Here is a 19511-nt window from a genome sequence, read left to right on the forward strand (position 1 = left end):
CCGCCACTGTAATACTGTTCCTCCCAACTGCGAACCAGTGTGGAATTGCCGAGGTTGTAAAGCGCTGACGTGGCACGCAACGAAAGGTCTTCGCGCCATTTATGATGAAGAATGGCGAGCTTGAACTCGGCGCTGTAATGGCGGCCTGTTTTCTCCAGACTGGCCTGACCGTGCGTACGGTAGGCCGCGACCCAGCGACGAAGGAGCGTCGGATCCATTTGGAACTGTGCGGCAACATGGCGAAAGCCATACCCGCGATCAAGAAAGGCCTGAATGGCTGACAGCTTGAACTGCTTTGAATACCTGCGCATAAAAACCCCAAAAGTGGACGGATGTCCAACATTTGGGGCGCAGCTCATTCCGGTGTAGGAGCGGTCTTGTGCCGCGATGGGCCGCACAGCGGCCCCAACGATACGCGCTGCGAGCCAAAATCCCTGGGCTGCTGCGTTCCCCCTCGGGGTGCTTCCCCAGAACCTGGGCACCCCCTGCCACTGATCCCGAGCCCCGCCCCCCTCGAACCGTTCATCCCCCACGGTTGAAATCCCGCCTTGCACCCCCATATGAGTTTGCAACAGGCATTTTCGCCCCGCTGCGTGGAGACTCTCCCTTGACCACCATCGTTTCAGTCCGCCGCAATGGCAAAGTCGTCATGGGCGGCGACGGCCAGGTATCCCTCGGCAACACCGTGATGAAAGGCAACGCCAAGAAAGTGCGTCGCCTGTACCACGGTCAGGTCATCGCGGGCTTTGCCGGCGCCACTGCCGATGCCTTCACCCTGTTCGAACGCTTCGAAGGCCAACTGGAGAAACACCAGGGCCACCTGATTCGCGCGGCCGTGGAACTGGCCAAGGAATGGCGTACCGACCGTTCCCTCAGCCGCCTCGAAGCCATGCTGGCCGTGGCCAACAAGGATGCGTCGCTGATCATCACCGGCAACGGTGACGTGGTCGAGCCTGAAGACGGCCTGATCGCCATGGGTTCCGGCGGCGCCTACGCCCAGGCCGCAGCCCGTGCGCTGCTGAACAAGACCGACCTCTCGGCCCGTGAAATCGCCGAGACCGCGCTGAACATCGCCGGTGACATCTGCGTGTTCACCAACCACAACCTGACCATCGAGGAGCAGGATCTGGCCGAGTGATCAGCTGCTCTGGCGCCCCGTCCCGGTGACGGGGCTTTTCCACGCTGAATCATTCGTATCAGGACCCTATTGATCATGTCCATGACCCCCCGCGAGATCGTCCACGAACTCAACCGCCACATCATTGGCCAAGACGACGCCAAGCGCGCCGTGGCCATCGCCTTGCGCAACCGCTGGCGGCGCATGCAGCTCCCCGCCGAGCTGCGCGCCGAAGTGACGCCCAAGAACATCCTGATGATCGGCCCCACCGGCGTGGGCAAGACCGAGATCGCCCGGCGCCTGGCCAAGCTGGCCAATGCCCCGTTCCTCAAGGTCGAAGCCACCAAGTTCACTGAAGTGGGCTATGTGGGCCGCGATGTGGAATCCATCATCCGCGACCTGGCCGACGCGGCCTTGAAGATGCTGCGTGAGCAGGAAATCATCCGCGTGCGCCACCGCGCCGAAGATGCCGCCGAAGAGCGCATCCTCGATGCCCTGCTGCCACCGGCACGGGTCAGCAGCTTCAGCGAGGAAGCCGCCCAGACCAGTTCCGATTCCAACACCCGCCAGCTGTTCCGCAAGCGCCTGCGCGAAGGCCAGCTGGACGATAAGGAAATCGAAATCGAGGTGGCCGATGCCGTGGGCGTCGAAATCGCCGCGCCTCCTGGCATGGAAGAAATGACCAATCAGTTGCAGAGCCTGTTCGCCAACATGGGCAAGGGCAAGCGCAAGTCGCGCAAGCTGAAGGTTCGCGAAGCGCTGAAAATGGTGCGCGACGAGGAGGCTGGTCGCCTGGTCAATGAAGAAGAGCTCAAGGCCAAGGCGCTGGAAGCGGTCGAGCAGCACGGCATCGTGTTCATCGACGAGATCGACAAGGTCGCCAAACGCGGCAATGTCGGCGGTGCCGATGTCTCCCGTGAGGGTGTGCAGCGCGATCTGCTGCCGCTAATCGAAGGCTGCACGGTCAATACCAAGCTGGGCATGGTCAAGACCGACCACATCCTGTTCATCGCCTCCGGCGCGTTCCACTTGAGCAAGCCGAGCGACCTGGTGCCTGAACTGCAAGGTCGCCTGCCGATCCGTGTGGAGCTCAAGGCCCTGACGCCGGAAGATTTCCAGCGCATCCTGCGCGAGCCGCATGCCTCGCTGACCGAGCAGTACCAGGCACTGCTCAAGACCGAAGGGCTCAACATCGAGTTCGTCGAGGATGGCATCAAGCGCCTGGCCGAGATCGCCTACCAGGTCAACGAGAAAACCGAGAACATCGGTGCCCGTCGCCTGCACACGTTGCTCGAACGCCTGCTCGAAGAGGTGTCGTTCAGCGCTGGCGACCTGGCCAGTGCCCATGACGAAGCGCCGATCCAGATCGACGCAGCTTACGTGAACAGCCACCTGGGCGAGTTGGCCCAGAACGAAGACCTGTCCCGCTACATCCTGTAACGGGCCTGCGCCAGGCTGCAAGCGAGCCCGTGCGGCGCTTGCAGCCTGGCGACACAGGTTTTTTGCTCAAGAAGCTGGCGAGCGCTTCTTGCAGCGGGTAGCGTGCGGTGTGTAACTCAAACAGAGATCACGCCCATGGCTCGCATGCCTACCGCCATCAACCTGCACAAAGCCTCCAAGACCCTGCGCCTTACCTATGGGCCCGATGAGGTCTACCACCTGCCCGCCGAATTCCTGCGCGTGCACTCCCCCTCCGCCGAAGTCCAGGGGCACGGCAACCCCATTTTGCAGTTTGGCAAGGTCAACGTCGGCCTCGTCGGACTGGAGCCGGCGGGTCAATACGCCCTGAAACTTACCTTCGACGATGGCCATGACAGCGGCCTGTTCACCTGGGAATACCTGGAGCAGCTGTGCCTGCGGCAGGATGCCTTGTGGGCTGAATACCTCGAGGCGCTGCACAAGGCCGGCAAGACCCGTGACCCTTCGGAGTCCGTGGTCAAGCTGATGCTTTAGCCGCTCCCCTCGCACGCGCCTTCGTCCGCCATGCCGGCCCAACTGACAATGATAAGGAGCTTACGACAGCGCCAGGTTGCTTCGCGCCTGAAACTCGGGTAACCAGTAGAAGTGGCCATTTACCAGCATGGCGCTGCAGGCGCCTGATCGTCCGTAGCACTGCAGGACGCGGTCACGGATTACCCGAGTAGCGGTATCGGGGACACGTCGGTGCACCCACGCCAGCCGGTACTCGTCTCAGACAACGGAGCGTCGCGGATGAGTAACAACAACAATGAAGATCAGCAGCAGAGCCCGCAACGCGCCACGGGCCTGAACCCGATGGTCGGCGTTCGACGTAAGGACCTGTTGGGCACGGCCCAGACCGTGCTGCGCCAGGCTGTGCGTCAGCCCCTGCACAGTGCCAAGCACGCGCTTGCCTTCGGGCTCGAACTGAAAAACGTGATGCTGGGCAAATCGAGCCTTGCCCCTGCCAGCGATGATCGCCGCTTCAACGACCCGACCTGGTCACAGAACCCGCTTTACCGACGTTACCTGCAAAGCTACCTGGCATGGCGTAATGAACTGCAGGCCTGGATCAGCAGCAGTGACCTGCCCCCTGAGGACATCAGCCGCGGGCAGTTCGTCATCCAGCTCATGACCGAAGCGCTGGCGCCTACCAATAACCTGTCCAATCCTGCCGCGCTCAAGCGTTTCTTCGAGACCGGCGGCAAAAGCATGCTCGATGGTCTGTCGAACCTGGCCAGGGACGTGGTCCACAACGGCGGCATGCCCCGCCAGGTGAACATGGATGCTTTCGAAGTGGGCAAGGACCTGGGCAGCAGTAGCGGCGCGGTCGTGTACCGTAACGAGGTGATGGAATTGATCCAGTACAGCCCCCTCACCGAGCAGGTGCATGAGCGGCCACTGCTGGTGGTGCCACCCCAGATCAACAAGTTCTACATCTTTGATCTGTGCCCGGAAAAAAGCCTGATGCGCTTCTGTCTGGACGCCCGACAACAAACCTTCATGGTCAGTTGGCGCAACCCGACCAGGGCGCAGCGTGACTGGGACTTGTCTACCTATGTGCAGGCACTTGGCGAGGCGGTGGACGCCGTGCTGAGCATCACCGGCAGTGCGACCCTGAACATGCTCGGTGCATGCTCAGGAGGGATTACCTGCACCGCGTTGCTGGGTCATCTAGCGGCGCGTAATGAAACCAAGGTCAATGCCTTGACCCTGCTGGTCAGCGTGCTGGACGCCACGCTCGACAATGCGCTGGCATTGTTCGTCGACGACCAGGCGCTGGATGCGGCCAAGCGTCAATCCCAGCAGGCGGGGGTACTCGAGGGCAGCGACCTGGCCCGGCTGTTTGCCTGGATGCGTCCCAATGACCTGATCTGGAACTACTGGGTCAACAATTACCTGCTCGGCAATGAGCCGCCAGCGTTCGACATCCTGTACTGGAACAACGACACCACGCGCCTGCCCGCCGCATTCCATGCCGACCTGATCGAGATGTACAGGCGCAATCCGCTCACCCGTCCCGGTGGCCTCACCGTCTGCGGTACCGCCATCGATCTCAAGCAGGTCAAGTGCGACCTCTTCAGCGTGGCGGGCAATGCCGACCATATTACGCCTTGGCAGGCCTGCTATCGCTCGGCGCGACTGTTCGGCGGCAAGGTCGAGTTCGTGCTGTCCAACAGTGGGCACATCCAGAGCATCATCAATCCGCCCGGCAATCCGAAGGCGCGCTTTCAGGCTGGGGATGGCCAGCATGACGATCCGCTTGCCTGGCAACAGGACGCCGTCAGGCACGTCGATTCATGGTGGCTGCACTGGCAGGGCTGGCTGGCCGACCGAGCCGGGGCATTGATCGAGGCACCGAGCCACTTGGGGTGCCGCAGCCATCCTGCAGCCGAAGCTGCGCCAGGCAGCTACGTGCACCAGCGTTGAACCCCTGCGCCGTGGCCACCTGCGCGGTGCCAAGGCGTTTACCAGCTCCAGGAGCCATGCGCATGCCGTCACCTTACGTGTTCAAAACGGTCGAGCTCGATGGCCTGTCCATCCGTACCGTCGTGCGTCCAGGTCAGTCGACCTTGGCGCCCTTGCTGATCTTCAACGGCATCGGGGCCAACTTCGAGCTGATATTTCCGTTCATCGAAGCACTGGACCCCGACTTGCAGGTCATCGCCTTCGACGCCCCAGGTGTGGGCGGTTCATCCACGCCGCAGCGGCCTTATCGGTTTTCAGGACTGGCCCGGCTCGCCGCTCGGCTGCTCGACACGCTAAATTACGGCCAGGTCAACGTCATCGGCGTGTCGTGGGGAGGCGGGCTGGCTCAGCAATTCGCCCATGACTACCCGCAGCGCTGCCGAAAACTCATCCTGGCTGCCACGGCCGCAGGCGCGGTCATGGTACCTGGCAAGCCCAAGGTGTTGTGGAGCATGGCCAGCCCCCGCCGGTACGTAGACCCCTCCCATGTCATGCGCATCGCGCCGCTGGTGTATGGCGGCGGGTTTCGCCGGGATCCGCACCTGGCGCTAAAGCACGCGGCCACGGCACGCTCGGCTGGCAAGCTGGGTTATTACTGGCAACTGTTCGCGGCACTTGGCTGGACCAGCATCCATTGGCTGCACAAACTCCGCCAGCCCACCCTGGTGCTTGCCGGGGATGACGATCCGTTGATTCCGCTGGTGAACATGCGTCTGCTGGCCTGGCGTATCCCCAATGCGCAGTTGCACATCATCGATGATGGTCATCTGTTTCTGATCACCCGGCCACACGCCATCGCGCCGGTCATCATGAAGTTTCTGGCCGAGCCAACCTGAAACGCCCCATTCGCGATCACCGGCCGAACCGGGCCGAACGGCCGGTGTCCAGATTCAGGCAAGTGCCTTGTCCAGCGCCCGCTCGATTTCGCCCTTGATGGTGCCGCTCATCATCGACATCATCATGCCGAGCTTGAGATCGACACGGATGCTGTCCTGGCCGATGTGCACGCTGCCGTTCGCGCCGCTGCGTGCCACATCGACGCGGTCGCCATCCCACGAGGCCTTGAGGTCATACTCGCGGCTGAGGCGGTCCACCAGCGCTTGGGCCTTGGAACGGGCGGCGTCGCGCCCGAGGGTGTGTTTGCGTTCGACGCTGATCTGGGTCATGCGGGTGTTCCTGAACATGTAGACATAATCGGCATTATGCCCGCCCCCGCCTGGCGGCACACCCCGCCAAGACAAATCCGCTCGTTCGCCCTAGAATGGCGTCAATTAATTTCGGTGAAGCGATATGAACGACCAGCGCAAAGGCGACCACGCCGAACCCACGACCCATTTTGGCTACCAGGACGTGCCTGAAAGCCAGAAGGCGCGCAAGGTTGCCGAAGTGTTCCACTCGGTGGCGGCCAAATACGACCTGATGAACGACGTGCTGTCCGGCGGCATGCACCGCCTGTGGAAGCGCTTCACCATCGAGCTGTCGGGCGTTCGCAGCGGCAACCGTGTGCTGGACATCGCCGGCGGCACGGGCGACCTGGCAGCCAAGTTCTCGCGCCTGGTGGGCCCGACCGGGCACGTGGTGCTGGCCGACATCAACGAGTCCATGCTCAAGGTCGGCCGCGACCGCCTACTGGACCGTGGCGTGGCCGGCAACATCGAGTTCGTCCAGGCCGACGCTGAAAAGCTGCCGTTTCCGGACAACCATTTCGACTGCGTGACCATCGCCTTCGGCCTGCGCAACGTCACCCACAAGGAAGATGCCATTCGCTCCATGCTGCGCGTGCTCAAGCCGGGTGGCCGCCTGCTGGTGCTGGAGTTCTCCAAGCCGACCAACAAGCTGATGTCCAAGGCCTACGACGCCTACTCATTCGCCTTCATGCCCCTGGCCGGCAAGCTGATCACCAACGATTCCGAGAGCTACCGCTACCTGGCCGAATCGATCCGCATGCACCCTGACCAGGAAACCCTCAAGGCCATGATGGTGCAGGCCGGGTTCGACCGGGTGACCTACCACAACATGACCAGCGGCATCGTGGCCGTGCACCGGGGGATCAAGCCCTGATGCTCATGGCCGGTCTGCTCGCCAGTGCCGAACATGGCCTGAACCGCGTCCTGCGCATGGACAGCACGGCATTGCCAAGGCTAGCAGCGCTGGAAGGCAAGGTCATCGAGATCGACTGCCGCCAACCGGCCATGCAGGTCTTCATCCTGCCTGACGAGCAGGGCCTGATGCTGGCCAGTGCCTGGGAAGGCGAAGTCGACTGCCGGTTGAGCGCGCCGGCGGCAAGCCTGGCGCACCTGGCGTTGTCGCGAGACAAGACGGCAGTCCTGCACAGCCCCCATGTGGCGTTGCACGGCGATACCGCGGCCTTGCTCGATCTGTTCGGCATTTTCCAGGACCTGGAGCTGGACTGGGAGCATGAGTTGCAGAAGTGGCTGGGCCCTGTGCCCACGGCCCTGATCGCAGGGCACATCCGCCTGCGCACCCGGTGGACCCGTCAAGGCCTGGCACGCCTGAGCCAGAGCCTGTCCGAGTATCTGGCGGAAGAATCGCGTACGCTGGTAGGCAAACGCGAAGCCGAGGCCGCCTTCAGCGAACTCGATGCCATGAAGGTCGATACAGAACGCCTCGAGGCGCGCATCCTGCGCCTTTCCCGATCCCTTGATTCCAGCGATAACGCATGAAGCTGCTCGCCTTCCGCCGCCTTTTCCGCATCCAGCGCGTCGTCATCCGCTACCGGCTCGATGACTTGCTGTTCGACTACCCTCTGCCCTGGTGGTTGATGAGCCTGCGGCTGCTGTTGCCGTGGCGCTGGCTACCGCGTCGCGCCTCGGAACTGAGCCGCGGCGCGCGGTTGCGCATGGCGCTGCAGGACCTAGGGCCTATCTTCATCAAGTTCGGCCAGCTGTTGTCTACCCGGCGCGACTTGCTGCCCACTGACATTGCCGACGAGCTGATGCTGCTCCAAGACCGCGTACCGCCGTTCGACCCGCAAAAAGCCGTGGCGCTGATCGAAGCCCAGCTTGGGGCCAAGGTGGGTGAGGTGTTCAGCCGCTTCGACGTGGAGCCCCTGGCGTCCGCATCGGTGGCGCAAGTGCACGCCGCGCGCCTGAAAAGCGGTGAAGAAGTGGTGGTCAAGGTGGTACGGCCGGGGCTCAAGCCAATCATCGCTGCCGACATTGCCTGGCTGTTCCTGATCGCCAAGGGTGCCGAGCGCCTTTCTGCCGATGCACGTCGCCTGCACCCGGTGGAGGTTGTCGGCGATTACGAGAAAACCATCTACGACGAACTCGACCTGCTTCGCGAGGCGGCCAACGCCAGCCAGCTGCGGCGCAATTTCGAGGATTCCGAGCTCATGTACGTGCCCCAGGTCTATTGGGACTGGTGCCGGCCCAAAGTGCTGGTGATGGAGCGTATCTACGGCGTGCCGGTGACCGACATGGCCACCCTCGCCGATCAGCGCACCGACATGAAGATGCTGGCCGAGCGCGGCGTCGAAGTGTTCTTCATGCAGGTGTTTCGTGACAGCTTCTTCCATGCCGACATGCACCCGGGCAACATCTTCGTGAGCACGGTCAAGCCGTGGAGCCCCAAGTACATCGCCATCGACTGCGGCATCGTCGGCAGCCTCACCGATGAAGACCAGGATTACCTCGCGCGCAACCTGATTGCCTTCTTCAAGCGCGACTATCGCCGCGTCGCCCAGCTGCACATCGACTCGGGCTGGGTACCGGCCAACACCAAGGTCAATGAGTTCGAAGCGGCCATCCGCACCGTGTGCGAGCCGATCTTCGAAAAACCCCTCAAGGATATTTCCTTCGGCCAGGTGCTGATGCGCCTGTTCCAGACCGCGCGCCGCTTCAACATGGAAGTGCAACCTCAACTGGTGCTGCTGCAGAAGACCCTGCTCAACATCGAAGGCCTGGGGCGTCAGCTGTACCCTGAGCTGGACCTGTGGAGCACGGCCAAGCCTTATCTTGAGCGCTGGATGCGCCAGCGCATGAGCCCCAAGGCCTTGCTGGGCAACCTGCACAGCCAGGCTGAGCAGTTGCCGCACCTGGCCAACATGACCCGGGACTTGCTCGAACGACTGTCGCAACCGCACCTGCACGACCCCAAGATGCCAGAGCGCCGAAATGGCGACCATTGGGCCCTGCGCCTGCTCGGTGCCGGCTTGCTGGGCGGGGGTGTGATCCTGGGCGGTGTCGCCCTGCAGGCCGGTAGCCTGGCGGCCGCCACGGCGTGGCCGGCCTGGTTGATGCTGGCCGCAGGCCTTTACCTGATCGTGCGCCAATAGCCAGCCGCGCCCGTGGCTGGCACACTAGCGCAAAAGGCCCGCGACGCAGACGGGCCCGTTTTGGAGTCGACGATGAAAGACTGGCTGGACGAGATCAAGTGGAACAGCGATGGCCTTGTGCCGGCCATCGCCCAGGACCACAAGACCGGACGCGTGCTGATGATGGCGTGGATGAACCGTGAAGCACTGGCGTTGACCGCTGCTGAGCAACGCGCCATCTACTGGTCGCGCTCGCGTGGCAAACTGTGGCGCAAGGGCGAGGAGTCGGGCCATGTGCAAAAACTTCACGAAATGCGCCTGGACTGCGACGCCGACGTGATCATCCTCATGGTCGAGCAGGTGGGCCACATCGCTTGCCATACCGGCCGGGAAAGCTGCTTCTACCGCATCTACGCAGACGGCCAGTGGGCCACCGTCGACCCGGTCCTGAAAGACCCGCACGCCATCTACGACGCAGGACACTGACATGAGCGACACCCTCAACCGGCTGGCCGCCGTGCTCGAAGAACGCAAACAGGCGGCGCCGGACAGCTCCTATGTGGCCAGCCTGTACCACAAGGGCCTCAACAAGATTCTGGAAAAGCTCGGCGAAGAGTCGGTTGAAACCATCATTGCCGCCAAGGATGCTGCGCTCAGCAAGGACTGCAGCGACGTCATCTATGAAACGGCCGACCTGTGGTTTCACAGCCTGGTGATGCTCAGCGCCCTGGGTCAGCACCCGCAAGCCGTGCTCGACGAGCTCGACCGGCGCTTCGGGTTGTCGGGCCATGACGAAAAAGCCGCCCGCCAGCCTTCGGCCTGATGTATGTTCAGGGCTGACGCCCGGTGACCTTCACACAATTTTCGGGAGTACGAAATGGGTATCTTTGACTGGAAACACTGGATCGTCCTGCTGGTCGTGGTGGTGCTGGTGTTCGGCACCAAGAAGCTGAAGAACCTCGGCAGCGACCTGGGCGAATCGATCAAGGGCTTTCGCAAGGCCATGAACGAAGAAGAAACCAAGCCGGCTGAACCTACCCCTCCTCCGGCCCAGCCCGTACCCCCTGTGCAACCGGTGCAGACCACTGCCCAGGCCAGCCAGGGCCATACCATCGAAGGCCAGGCCCAACCGGTCCAAGAGCCGCAGCGGAAAGACTGACTTATGTTCGGCATCAGTTTCGGCGAGCTGCTGCTCGTCGGCCTCGTCGCCCTGCTGGTGCTCGGCCCCGAGCGCCTGCCGGGCGCCGCCCGCACGGCGGGCTTGTGGATCGGCCGGCTCAAACGCAGCTTCAACAGCATCAAGATGGAAGTCGAACGCGAAATCGGCGCCGATGACATCCGCCGCCAGCTGCACAACGAGCACATCATGCACATGGAAGAGCAGGCCAAGCGCATCCTCAACCCCAATGCGCCGCCTGCCCAGCCTCCGGTGACCACGGCCACCGTGCAGCCCCCTGCTGGCCTGCCAACTACGCCAGCTGAAACCGATGTAACTGCCCCTGCCACTGCGCACCCTACCCCTGTAGCGCCCGAGCCGCCGCGAGCCCCATGAGCGAGAACCCGGAACACGACCAGCCCATGCCGCTGGTTTCGCACCTGACCGAACTGCGCACCCGCCTGCTGCGTTGCGTTGCCGTCATCTTCCTGATCTTTGCCGGGTTGTTTTCCTTCGCCCAGCAGATCTACACCCTGGTCTCGGCGCCGCTGCGTGATCATCTGCCCGCCAATGCGACCATGATCGCCACTGACGTGGCCTCGCCCTTCCTGACGCCGTTCAAGCTGACCATGATTGTTTCGCTGTTCCTGGCGATCCCCTTCATCCTGCAGCAGATCTGGGGCTTCATCGCACCAGGCCTGTACCGTCATGAAAAGCGCATCGCCATACCCCTGCTGATGTCGAGCATCGTGCTGTTCTATGCCGGCATGGCCTTTGCCTATTTTCTGGTCTTCCCGTTGATCTTTGGCTTCTTCGCCAGCGCAACGCCTGAAGGCGTATCGATGATGACCGACATCGCCAGCTACCTGGACTTCGTGATGACGTTGTTCTTCGCCTTCGGCGTAGCCTTCGAGATTCCGGTGGCCGTGGTGCTGCTGGTCTGGATCGGCGTGGTCGATGTGAAGTACCTGAAGAAGATCCGCCCCTACGTGATCATTGGCTGCTTCGTTGTCGGCATGGTGCTGACGCCCCCGGACATCTTCTCCCAGACCCTGTTGGCCGTCCCCATGTGGCTACTGTTCGAGGTCGGCGTGCTGTGCGGCAGCCTGATTCGCAAGCGTGGCAGCGACGAACAGCCTGCCGATGATCATCAAGACCAACCACCCGCGACGCAGCCGTGAACCTGCTTCTGCTGGAGGAGGCCGATTTCATCGCGGCTGACCGGGTTGTATTGGCTGATCGGCGTTTCGTCCATATGCAGGATGTGCACGGGGTCGCCGTAGGTGACACGTTGCGCGTTGGCCGCATCAACGGCCTGATGGGCCTGGCGATGGTGCAGCGCCTGGAGCGCCATGAAGCCGAGCTTCACGTCAGCTTCGATCAGGCGCCACCGGCCAAGCTGCCGTTGACCCTGGTGCTGGCGGTGCCACGGCCCAAGATGCTGCGCAGGCTGTTCCAGACCGTCGCCACCCTTGGGGTGCCGCGCCTGATCCTGCTCAACAGCTACAAGGTGGAAAAGAGCTTCTGGCAAACCCCCTTCCTTCAGCCCGACGTCATCCGTGAAAACCTGATCCTGGGTCTGGAACAGGCACGTGACACCGTGCTGCCAGAAGTCATCATCGAAAAACGCTTCAAACCCTTCGTCGAGGACCGTCTGCCTGCCATTGCCGAAGGCACCCTTGGGCTGGTCGGTCACCCAGGCGACTATCCCGACTGCCCTCGCGCGGTAGAACAGGCAGTCACCCTGGCCATTGGCCCGGAAGGCGGGTGGATCCCCTACGAGGTGGATCTGCTGGGCAAAGCGGGTTTGGCCCCGGTGCAGCTCGGTGCACGCATCCTTCGGGTGGAAACGGCCGTCACGGCCTTGCTCTCACGTATATTCTGACGAACCGGTCAGCTTTTACCCATCAAGTTTCTGTTTCCCTGGCCGATGGCATTGGCAACAACAACTAAATCGTGCTGCCAAGCCGCCAGGGAGTTTCTATGAATCAATGGTTAACCCAGCTTTTGGGCAACGTGAGTGTGACCCGCAAACTGGCGCTGGGCTTCGGCCTGGTGTTGCTGCTGACACTGATCATCACCCTGACCGGGTGGCACGGCATGAACAGCATCACGGCCAGGGGTGACAAGCTGGGCAACATCTCGGTCATCCAGCAGTACGCCCAGGAGCTGCGCATTGCCCGTCAGCATTATGAACGCCAGCGCGACGAAGCCTCGATCGGCGAGATGGAGAAGGCGCTTGGCACCCTGGACCGTCAGGTTCAGCTGATGCTTGGCCAGATCGACGAACCCGCCGATCATCAGCGCCTCGAACAGCAGCGCGATGCGGTAGCGGCCTACCAGCAAGCCTTCGCGCAGCTCAAACAGTCGAACTTGCGGCGCGAGGCCAGCCGTGGCGTGTTGGGGGACAGCGCGGACAAGGCCGTCGAACTGGTGGGCCGGGTCCAGCAGCGCCTGCTTCAAGCGGGCGATATCACCCAGTACCAATATGCCGTCACCGTCAACAGCCTGCTCCAGCAAGCGCGCTTCCAGGTGCGTGGTTACACCTATAGCGGCAACGCCGACTATCAGCAAACGGCACTCAAGGCCATCGACCAGGCGCTGGACGAGTTGCGAGGGCTGCCCGCCAAGCTGCCTGCTGAATTCGCCGCCGGTTTGAGCGACGCCAGTACCGCCATGGGCGGCTACCGCGACGCCGTGATGCAGTTCGGCGAAGCGCAGAGCGCCAGCGCCCAGGCGTTGCAGCAGATGGCCGACCAAGGCGTGACCTTGATGCAGACCAGCCAGGCCATGACCAGCTCGCAGACCCAGGTACGTGACACGGCGGCCGCTCAGGCAAAGGCGTTGCTGGGGTTGGCCACGGGCCTGGCCGTCTTGCTGGGCCTGCTGGCAGCCTGGGTGATTACCCGCCAGATCATCCTGCCGCTGCGCGAGGCGCTGCGCGGGGCTGAACGGGTGGCCAGCGGCGATCTCACCCTGCATGAGCCTTCGAGGCGTCGAGACGAGCTTGGCCAGTTGCAGGCCAGCATGCAGCGCATGACCCAAGGCCTGCGCGACCTGATTGGTGGCATAGGCGATGGCGTAACCCAGATTGCCAGTGCTGCCGAAGAGCTCTCGGCAGTGACCGAGCAGACCAGCGCAGGGGTTACCAACCAGAAGGTGGAGACTGACCAGGTTGCCACGGCGATGAACCAGATGACGGCGACCGTTCACGACGTGGCACGTAACGCCGAGCAGGCCTCGGAGGCAGCCGTCATGGCCGACCAGCAGGCCCGTGAGGGCGATCGTGTGGTCAGCGAAGCGGTGGCGCAGATCGAGCGGCTGGCCAGCGAGGTGGCCAACTCCAGCGAGGCCATGAGCCAGCTCAAGGGGGAAAGCGACAAGATCGGTAGCGTGCTGGATGTGATCAAGTCGGTGGCCCAGCAGACCAACCTGCTGGCACTCAACGCGGCGATCGAAGCGGCCCGTGCAGGCGAGGCCGGACGCGGGTTTGCAGTGGTGGCTGACGAGGTGCGCAGCCTGGCGCAACGCACGCAGCAATCCACCGAAGAGATCGAGGAACTGATCGCCGGCCTGCAAAGCGGCACCCAGCGCGCAGCGAGCGTGATGGACAGCAGCCGGCAACTCACCGACAGCACCGTCGAACTGACCCGCCGTGCAGGCAGCTCGCTGGAAAACATCACCCGTACGGTCTCGTCCATCCAGGCGATGAATCAGCAGATCGCCACGGCAGCCGAGGAGCAAACGGCGGTGGCCGAAGAGATCAACCGCAGCGTGATCAACGTACGGGATATTTCAGACCAGACCTCGGCGGCCAGCGAACAGACTGCCAGCTCCAGCGTCGAACTGGCCCGCCTGGGCACTCATTTGCAGGGCTTGGTGGGGCGTTTCAAACTCTGACGGGCAGGCCTGTCGATACGATTAATGACAATGCCGGTCAATCGGCGCATTGGGACTGAGGCTGCTACGCAGCCTCTTCATGCGCGCGCGGGTGGCTGGAACGGGCGCGCACTGGGCATTGCCGTTATGGCTGCGTAACCGAAAAAATCTGACCGATCGCTCCGAATTTTCCTACGCGGATTTCAGGTCAAGTCCTACACGTCCTCCGCCGATGGGCAGGGATGGCTTGCACGTATTGCGCGTGCTCTTCATTCCTTCCACTTGCACGGAGAATCCCCATGCTCGGTTACCTCAACCGCAAGCTCGGCAACATCAGCGTCGCCGCCAAGTTGGCCCTCGGTTTCGCCGTGGTCCTGCTGCTCACGCTGGTCACTACGATCAGTGGCTGGCGCGCTTTGGACGGCGCCATCGTTCGTTCGCAGCAATTGAGCGAAATTGGCCAAATCAATGACCTGACCAAGGATCTGCGCGCCGAGCGCATCACGTACCGTGTGCTCGACGATGAGCAGAGCAAGACGCGGATCGGCCGCATACTCGAACAGCTGAGCGATAGGCTCACTACCCTTCAGCAGCGCAGCAACGTCGAAGAATCACGGCAGATGCTCACCGAAAAGCTGGGTTTGCTGCAGCAATTGCGCGATGACTTCACTGAGCTGCAGCGCACTGCCACCAGCCGCGCCACCTTGCGCCAGGCTCTGCTCGTTCAGGAACAGAAACTCAGCACGGCCATCGATGAACTTGAAACCCAGGCCCTGTTGAAGATGCCTGCCGATGGGCAGCAGACCAACGTGCTGGGCATGATGGACACCCTGAGCCGGCATGTGGAGAGCGCCAACCAGCAGAGCCTGGTACCGGCCTACACTTTCTCCCCTGTCGAAGACTTCGCCAAGGTCGGTGAAAGCGCCTTGGAGGCCGCAAGCACTAGCCTGGCTCAGCTGGTCAAAGGCCTGGCGCCTCTCGGGCTGCCGCGCGCCGTGATCGAGCAACCAGGCACCGAATTGGCCCGATACCGTGCCACCTTGGATCAATACCGCCAAGTTGCCGTCAAGGCGGAGCAGCTGCAGAACACCATGGAGCGCCGCGGCGACGAGTTACGCTCGGTGAGCCTGGAACTTGGCAAGCGCAAGGTCGAACAGCGCGACAGGGAAGCACTGGCCGCCCGCTCGCTGTTGACCACCGTGGCACTGCTGGCGCTGTTGGTCGGCGTGGTCGCCGGGTGGCTGATCACATTGCAGATCACCCAACCGCTGCGCCAGACCCTGGAGGTAGCTGCGCGTATCGCCAAAGGGGATCTGAGCCAGGTCGAGCCGGTGCAGCGCCGCGACGAGATGGGCAAGCTGCAGGCCAGCATGCGTGAAATGACAATAAGCTTGCGCGAACTGATCGGCGGCATCGACCACGGTGTCGGGCAACTCTCGCAAGCCGCGTCGCAATTGGCCTCCAGCAGCGAAGACACCAAGGTGCGCATCAACCAGCAGCGAGAGGAGACCGACCAGGTCGCCACTGCCATGAACCAGATGAGCGCCACGGTCCAGGAGGTGGCGCAAAATGCAGAGCAGGCATCGATGGCCGCCACCAATGCCGACCAGCAGGCGCAGGTGGGCGATCAGGTGGTGACCGAAGCCATTGGGCGTATCGAACAGTTGTCCGGGCAGATGGACCATTGCCTGGCAGCCATGCAGCACCTGGCCGGCGAGAGTCAGCGCATCGGCAGTATTCTGGACGTGATCAAGTCTGTCTCCGAACAGACCAACCTGCTGGCGCTCAACGCCGCGATCGAGGCGGCACGGGCGGGTGAAGCCGGGCGGGGCTTCGCGGTGGTGGCCGACGAAGTGCGCGGCCTGGCCCAACGCACCTCCACCGCCACGGAAGAAATCGGTCAACTGATCGACAGCCTGCACAACGGCACCGACGAAGTTACGCGCTTGCTGGACAGCAGCAAGAACCTTACCGAGCAAAGCGTGGAATTGAGCCGCAAGGCAGGCGATGCGCTGAGCCAGATCACCGGGACGGTCTCGAGCATCCAGGGTATGAACCAGCAGATCGCCACTGCCAGCGAACAGCAGAGCGTGGTGGCCGAACAGATCAATCGCAGCGTGTTGAATGTGCGTGATGCGTCCGATCAGACCAGTGCAGCCAGCGAACAGACTGCAGCATCCAGTGGTGAGCTGGAACAGTTGGGGCAGCAGCTGCGGGGTATGGTAAGGCGGTTCAACATCTGAGCGCTTGGCTTGGGAGCCCTGTAGCTCACAATCCGAAGGCTACCCACTGCGGGTGGGTAGCCTTCACGTTCAGAGCACTTGCCGCAAAAATGCCTGCGCACGCGGATCTTTCGGGGCGGCGAAGAACTCGGCGGGCGATGAGTCTTCCAGCAGCTTGCCATGGTCGAAGAACAGCACGCGATCGGCCACTTCACGGGCAAAGCCCATTTCGTGGGTGACACAGACCATGGTCATGCCCTCCAGGGCCAGGGTCTTCATCACATCCAGCACCTCCCCTACCATTTCCGGGTCCAGCGCCGAGGTGGGCTCGTCGAACAGCATCACTTTCGGGTCCATGGCCAACGCGCGGGCAATCGCGACCCGTTGCTGCTGACCGCCCGACAACCGCGACGGATACTCGTTGGCTTTCTCCGCGATCCCCACCTTTTGCAACAAGGCCCGGGCCTTGGCTTCGCGGTCGGCCTTGTTGCGCTTGCGCACCACCTTCTGTGCCAGACACAGGTTTTCCAGCACGGTCATGTGCGGAAACAGGTTGAAATGCTGGAACACCATCCCGACTTCGCGGCGGTAGGCGTTGATGTCGGTCTTGGGGTGCGCCAGATCCAGGCCGGCGATGGCCACATGGCCCTCGTCGAAGTGCTCCAGGCCGTTGAGGCAACGCAAGAAGGTCGACTTGCCCGAGCCCGAAGGGCCGAGGACCACGACTACTTCGCCTTTTGCCACGTGCGTGGTGACGTTGTCGACCGCCCGCACCACATGGCCACGGGTGTCGAATACCTTGAGTAGGTCACGGACTTCAATCACTTTGCGCAAGCCTCCGCTCGAGCCGGCTGGCAATGTGCGACAGCGGCAGGTTGATCAGCAGGTACAAGCCTGCCACGCAGAACCAGATCTCGAAGGTCGAGAACGACGTGGTGATGGCTTCCCGTCCGCTTTTCGTCAGTTCGGTAATGGCGATCACCGACACCAGCGAGGTGTCCTTGACCAGGCTGATGAACTGACCAGCCAACGGCGGCAGTACACGCTTGAACGCCTGGGGCAGTATCACATGACGCATCGACTGCCCGGCATTGAGGCCCAGCGAGCGCGCAGCTTCGTTCTGCCCCTTAGCGATGGACTGCACGCCGGCACGCACGATTTCCGCCACATAGGCACCTGTGAACAGCGCCAGGGCGGCTACACCGGCAAACTCCCGCGACAGGTTCAGGACCGTGCCGATGAAGAAGTAGAAGATGAAGATCTGAACCAGCAGCGGCGTGCCGCGCACCAGCTCGACATAGACGGTCGACAGGTCATGCAGCGTGGGGTTGGTCGACAACCGGCACAGGCCGGCAAACAGCCCGATCAGCAGCCCCAGCGCACCGGAAACCACCGAAATCCACAGTGTGGTCCACAACCCCCAAGCCAGTGGCCCTGCGGCCCAGTGCCGGGTCACCCCTATCTGGTCCCCTTCGGCCACATCGTCGCCGCGGCTCAGTTGCAGGCTGTCCTTGGCCACGTCCAGGACCTGAAGCGCCCCGCTTTCATCCTTCAAGGTGACGCGGGCTTCATCCCCGGTGATGACGACTTCCTGCACGGTGCCGTAGTCGCTCGCGCGCTGTACGTCCTCGGCCTGATAGGCGAAATACTGAGGGACGCGGTTCCAGCGCCACTCGTAGGAAATCATCGAGGTGGCCATGTACAGGCTGACGGCCAGGCCTACCAGGACCAGTGCAGTCAGCCCATGCCAGGGCCACTGGGCCTTCTTGTGTTTGATCACGTTGGATACTCCGGAAAACGGCAGGCCGCAAGCCACAAGCCGCAGCCTATGGCCGATCCCGTAAGGTCGGTCACTGGCTGCGGCCTGCAGCTTGCGGCCTGAAGGTGCCTTTTATTCCATGTCCTTGAGCCAGTCCTTGTTCTTGAACCACTTGTCGTGAATACGATCGTAGGTCCCGTCATGCTTGATCTGGTGCAGGAAGTTGTTGATGAAGTTGATGCTGTCGTAGTCGCCTTTCTTCAGGCCGAAGGCCAGCGGCTCGTAGGTGAAGGGTTCTTCGAGGAACAGCAGCTTGCCCGCACCGGCCTTCTCGACGGCCACTACGTTATAAGGAGCGTCATAGACAAAGGCATCCGCCTTGCCGTTGACCACATCCATGACCGCTTCCTGCTCATTGTCATAGCCGTGGTACTTGGCTTTGCCGATCAGCTTCTTGGACACCATCTCGCCGGTGGTCCCCAGCTTGGAGGTCAGGCGATACTTCTCGTTGTTCAGGTCCTTGTACGACTTGATCTCGCCGGCCAGGTCCTTGCGGATCAGCAGGGTCTGGCCCACGACGATGAAGGGTTCGCTGAAGTTCAGGCGCAGGTTGCGCTCCTGGGTCAGGGTCATGCCGCTGCCGATCATGTCGAACTTGTCGGTCAGCAGGGCGGGAATGATGCCGTCATAAGCGGTGGATACCGCTTCGAACTTGACGCCCATTGACTTGGCCATGGCCTTGAGGATGTCGACCTCGAAGCCGATGATCTCGCCACGCTTGTTGGTCATCTGGAACGGCATGTAGGTCGGGTCCATGCCCACACGCAGCGTGCCACGCTTGACGGCCTCGTCAATGGCCCCGGCCTGGGCAGCGGACACCGCTACCAGAGCGGTCATGCCCACCAGCAGCCGCGAAAGGTATTTCTTGAACATCACCAAGTCCCCTGAAAGTAGAAGTAGCGCGTTTTCTTATTGGTACGGCCTTGCGGGCCGCCGTGAGCTATCGGAGAGGGATGCTAACGCATGGCGCGCTGGCGATATAGCATCGGGGGGGACTTTGTTGGCCTAAATCGGCCAGAAGGGCGAAAGCGTCGCGGGCCAACCCGCTCCGGCCTGACCCTGCAACCCTCGGCTGCAGGGCAGGTCAGAACGGGCTGGCCCGCGTATGGCGCAGG

Annotated in this window: 21 protein-coding genes and 2 pseudogenes; 18 read left to right on the plus strand and 5 right to left on the minus strand. The window is 62.4% G+C overall.

Translation table 11 applies throughout. From position 1 onward, the window contains the following. The coding region (locus ACF8E5_RS08510) for a transposase (protein WP_392475150.1) at positions 1 to 311 on the minus strand (311 nt) is incomplete at its 3' end. 296 nt (positions 312 to 607) lie between these two features. On the opposite strand from ACF8E5_RS08510, the gene hslV reads away from it, so the two are divergent. The 5 genes from hslV to phaZ all read left to right on the plus strand — a co-directional run bounded on the left by hslV (position 608) and on the right by phaZ (position 5880). Beyond that, positions 608 to 1138 carry an ATP-dependent protease subunit HslV gene (gene hslV / locus ACF8E5_RS08515; RefSeq protein WP_023533032.1) on the plus strand — a complete coding sequence of 177 codons (531 nt, stop codon included), beginning with the start codon at positions 608 to 610 and terminating at the stop codon, positions 1136 to 1138. 75 nt (positions 1139 to 1213) lie between these two features. Beyond that, on the plus strand, positions 1214 to 2557 hold the full coding sequence (gene hslU / locus ACF8E5_RS08520) for an ATP-dependent protease ATPase subunit HslU (RefSeq protein ID WP_058604290.1): 1344 nt from the start codon (positions 1214 to 1216) through the stop codon (positions 2555 to 2557). 135 nt (positions 2558 to 2692) lie between these two features. After that, complete coding sequence (locus ACF8E5_RS08525; protein WP_058639878.1) at positions 2693 to 3070, plus strand: gamma-butyrobetaine hydroxylase-like domain-containing protein; 378 nt, start codon at positions 2693 to 2695, stop codon at positions 3068 to 3070. 258 nt (positions 3071 to 3328) lie between these two features. Beyond that, positions 3329 to 5005, plus strand: coding sequence for a class II poly(R)-hydroxyalkanoic acid synthase (gene phaC, locus ACF8E5_RS08530; protein WP_196186592.1), 1677 nt, complete (start codon positions 3329 to 3331; stop codon positions 5003 to 5005). Positions 5006 to 5067: 62 nt separating this feature from the next. Further along, positions 5068 to 5880 carry a poly(3-hydroxyalkanoate) depolymerase gene (phaZ, locus tag ACF8E5_RS08535; RefSeq protein ID WP_058604287.1) on the plus strand — a complete coding sequence of 271 codons (813 nt, stop codon included), beginning with the start codon at positions 5068 to 5070 and terminating at the stop codon, positions 5878 to 5880. Positions 5881 to 5934: 54 nt separating this feature from the next. Here phaZ and ACF8E5_RS08540 read toward each other — a convergent pair whose 3' ends face one another. Continuing rightward, entirely contained in the window at positions 5935 to 6210 is a 276-nt protein-coding gene (locus ACF8E5_RS08540; protein WP_058639876.1) for a polyhydroxyalkanoic acid system family protein, read from the minus strand. A gap of 124 nt (positions 6211 to 6334) precedes the next feature. On the opposite strand from ACF8E5_RS08540, the gene ubiE reads away from it, so the two are divergent. The 13 genes and pseudogenes from ubiE (at position 6335) to ACF8E5_RS08605 (ending at position 16598) form a co-directional block, all read left to right on the plus strand. Further along, the gene (gene ubiE / locus ACF8E5_RS08545; RefSeq protein WP_058604286.1) at positions 6335 to 7105 is read left to right on the plus strand and encodes a bifunctional demethylmenaquinone methyltransferase/2-methoxy-6-polyprenyl-1,4-benzoquinol methylase UbiE; all 771 of its coding nucleotides are present in this window, start codon (positions 6335 to 6337) and stop codon (positions 7103 to 7105) included. Further along, positions 7105 to 7728 (plus strand): SCP2 domain-containing protein, encoded by a 624-nt coding sequence (locus tag ACF8E5_RS08550; RefSeq protein ID WP_196186591.1) that lies wholly within the window; start codon positions 7105 to 7107, stop codon positions 7726 to 7728. Before ubiE ends, ACF8E5_RS08550 begins: the two co-directional genes overlap by 1 nt. Beyond that, positions 7725 to 9341 (plus strand): ubiquinone biosynthesis regulatory protein kinase UbiB, encoded by a 1617-nt coding sequence (ubiB, locus tag ACF8E5_RS08555; protein ID WP_058639874.1) that lies wholly within the window; start codon positions 7725 to 7727, stop codon positions 9339 to 9341. The genes ACF8E5_RS08550 and ubiB overlap by 4 nt, the downstream gene beginning before the upstream one ends. A 72-nt stretch (positions 9342 to 9413) precedes the next feature. Continuing rightward, on the plus strand, positions 9414 to 9806 hold the full coding sequence (gene hisI / locus ACF8E5_RS08560; protein ID WP_182139345.1) for a phosphoribosyl-AMP cyclohydrolase: 393 nt from the start codon (positions 9414 to 9416) through the stop codon (positions 9804 to 9806). A gap of 1 nt (position 9807) precedes the next feature. Next, a complete protein-coding gene (locus tag ACF8E5_RS08565) occupies positions 9808 to 10143 on the plus strand; it encodes a phosphoribosyl-ATP diphosphatase (RefSeq protein WP_023532983.1) in 336 nt (111 codons plus the stop codon). Positions 10144 to 10197: 54 nt separating this feature from the next. Next, positions 10198 to 10479 carry a twin-arginine translocase TatA/TatE family subunit gene (locus ACF8E5_RS08570; protein WP_023533071.1) on the plus strand — a complete coding sequence of 94 codons (282 nt, stop codon included), beginning with the start codon at positions 10198 to 10200 and terminating at the stop codon, positions 10477 to 10479. Between the two features lie 3 nt (positions 10480 to 10482). Next, complete coding sequence (tatB, locus tag ACF8E5_RS08575) at positions 10483 to 10872, plus strand: Sec-independent protein translocase protein TatB (protein ID WP_058604282.1); 390 nt, start codon at positions 10483 to 10485, stop codon at positions 10870 to 10872. Continuing rightward, on the plus strand, positions 10869 to 11657 hold the full coding sequence (gene tatC, locus ACF8E5_RS08580; RefSeq protein WP_058604281.1) for a twin-arginine translocase subunit TatC: 789 nt from the start codon (positions 10869 to 10871) through the stop codon (positions 11655 to 11657). Before tatB ends, tatC begins: the two co-directional genes overlap by 4 nt. Then, the gene (locus ACF8E5_RS08585; protein ID WP_392475151.1) at positions 11654 to 12361 is read left to right on the plus strand and encodes a 16S rRNA (uracil(1498)-N(3))-methyltransferase; all 708 of its coding nucleotides are present in this window, start codon (positions 11654 to 11656) and stop codon (positions 12359 to 12361) included. The genes tatC and ACF8E5_RS08585 overlap by 4 nt, the downstream gene beginning before the upstream one ends. A 215-nt stretch (positions 12362 to 12576) precedes the next feature. Further along, positions 12577 to 13521: pseudogene (locus tag ACF8E5_RS08590) on the plus strand (methyl-accepting chemotaxis protein); the annotation flags it as partial. Beyond that, the gene (locus ACF8E5_RS08595) at positions 13513 to 14376 is read left to right on the plus strand and encodes a methyl-accepting chemotaxis protein (RefSeq protein ID WP_392475194.1); all 864 of its coding nucleotides are present in this window, start codon (positions 13513 to 13515) and stop codon (positions 14374 to 14376) included. The pseudogene ACF8E5_RS08590 and the gene ACF8E5_RS08595, both read left to right, overlap by 9 nt. 278 nt (positions 14377 to 14654) lie before the next feature. Then, positions 14655 to 15695: pseudogene (locus ACF8E5_RS08600) on the plus strand (methyl-accepting chemotaxis protein); the annotation flags it as partial. A 198-nt stretch (positions 15696 to 15893) separates the two neighbouring features. After that, positions 15894 to 16598, plus strand: a complete 705-nt coding sequence (locus ACF8E5_RS08605) for a methyl-accepting chemotaxis protein (protein ID WP_392475195.1) — start codon at positions 15894 to 15896, stop codon at positions 16596 to 16598. Positions 16599 to 16667: 69 nt separating this feature from the next. Here the strand turns inward: ACF8E5_RS08605 and ACF8E5_RS08610 are convergent, their stop codons facing one another. The 3 genes from ACF8E5_RS08610 to ACF8E5_RS08620 all read right to left on the minus strand — a co-directional run bounded on the left by ACF8E5_RS08610 (position 16668) and on the right by ACF8E5_RS08620 (position 19269). Then, complete coding sequence (locus ACF8E5_RS08610; RefSeq protein ID WP_196186595.1) at positions 16668 to 17402, minus strand: amino acid ABC transporter ATP-binding protein; 735 nt, start codon at positions 17400 to 17402, stop codon at positions 16668 to 16670. After that, the gene (locus ACF8E5_RS08615; protein ID WP_058639867.1) at positions 17395 to 18357 is read right to left on the minus strand and encodes an amino acid ABC transporter permease; all 963 of its coding nucleotides are present in this window, start codon (positions 18355 to 18357) and stop codon (positions 17395 to 17397) included. Before ACF8E5_RS08615 ends, ACF8E5_RS08610 begins: the two co-directional genes overlap by 8 nt. A gap of 111 nt (positions 18358 to 18468) precedes the next feature. Further along, a complete protein-coding gene (locus tag ACF8E5_RS08620) occupies positions 18469 to 19269 on the minus strand; it encodes a transporter substrate-binding domain-containing protein (RefSeq protein ID WP_023533017.1) in 801 nt (266 codons plus the stop codon). Positions 19270 to 19511: the final 242 nt, after the last annotated feature.

Source organism: Pseudomonas sp. WSY_20, from assembly GCF_043104335.1.
GTDB classification, from domain to species: Bacteria; Pseudomonadota; Gammaproteobacteria; order Pseudomonadales; family Pseudomonadaceae; genus Aquipseudomonas; species Aquipseudomonas parafulva_B.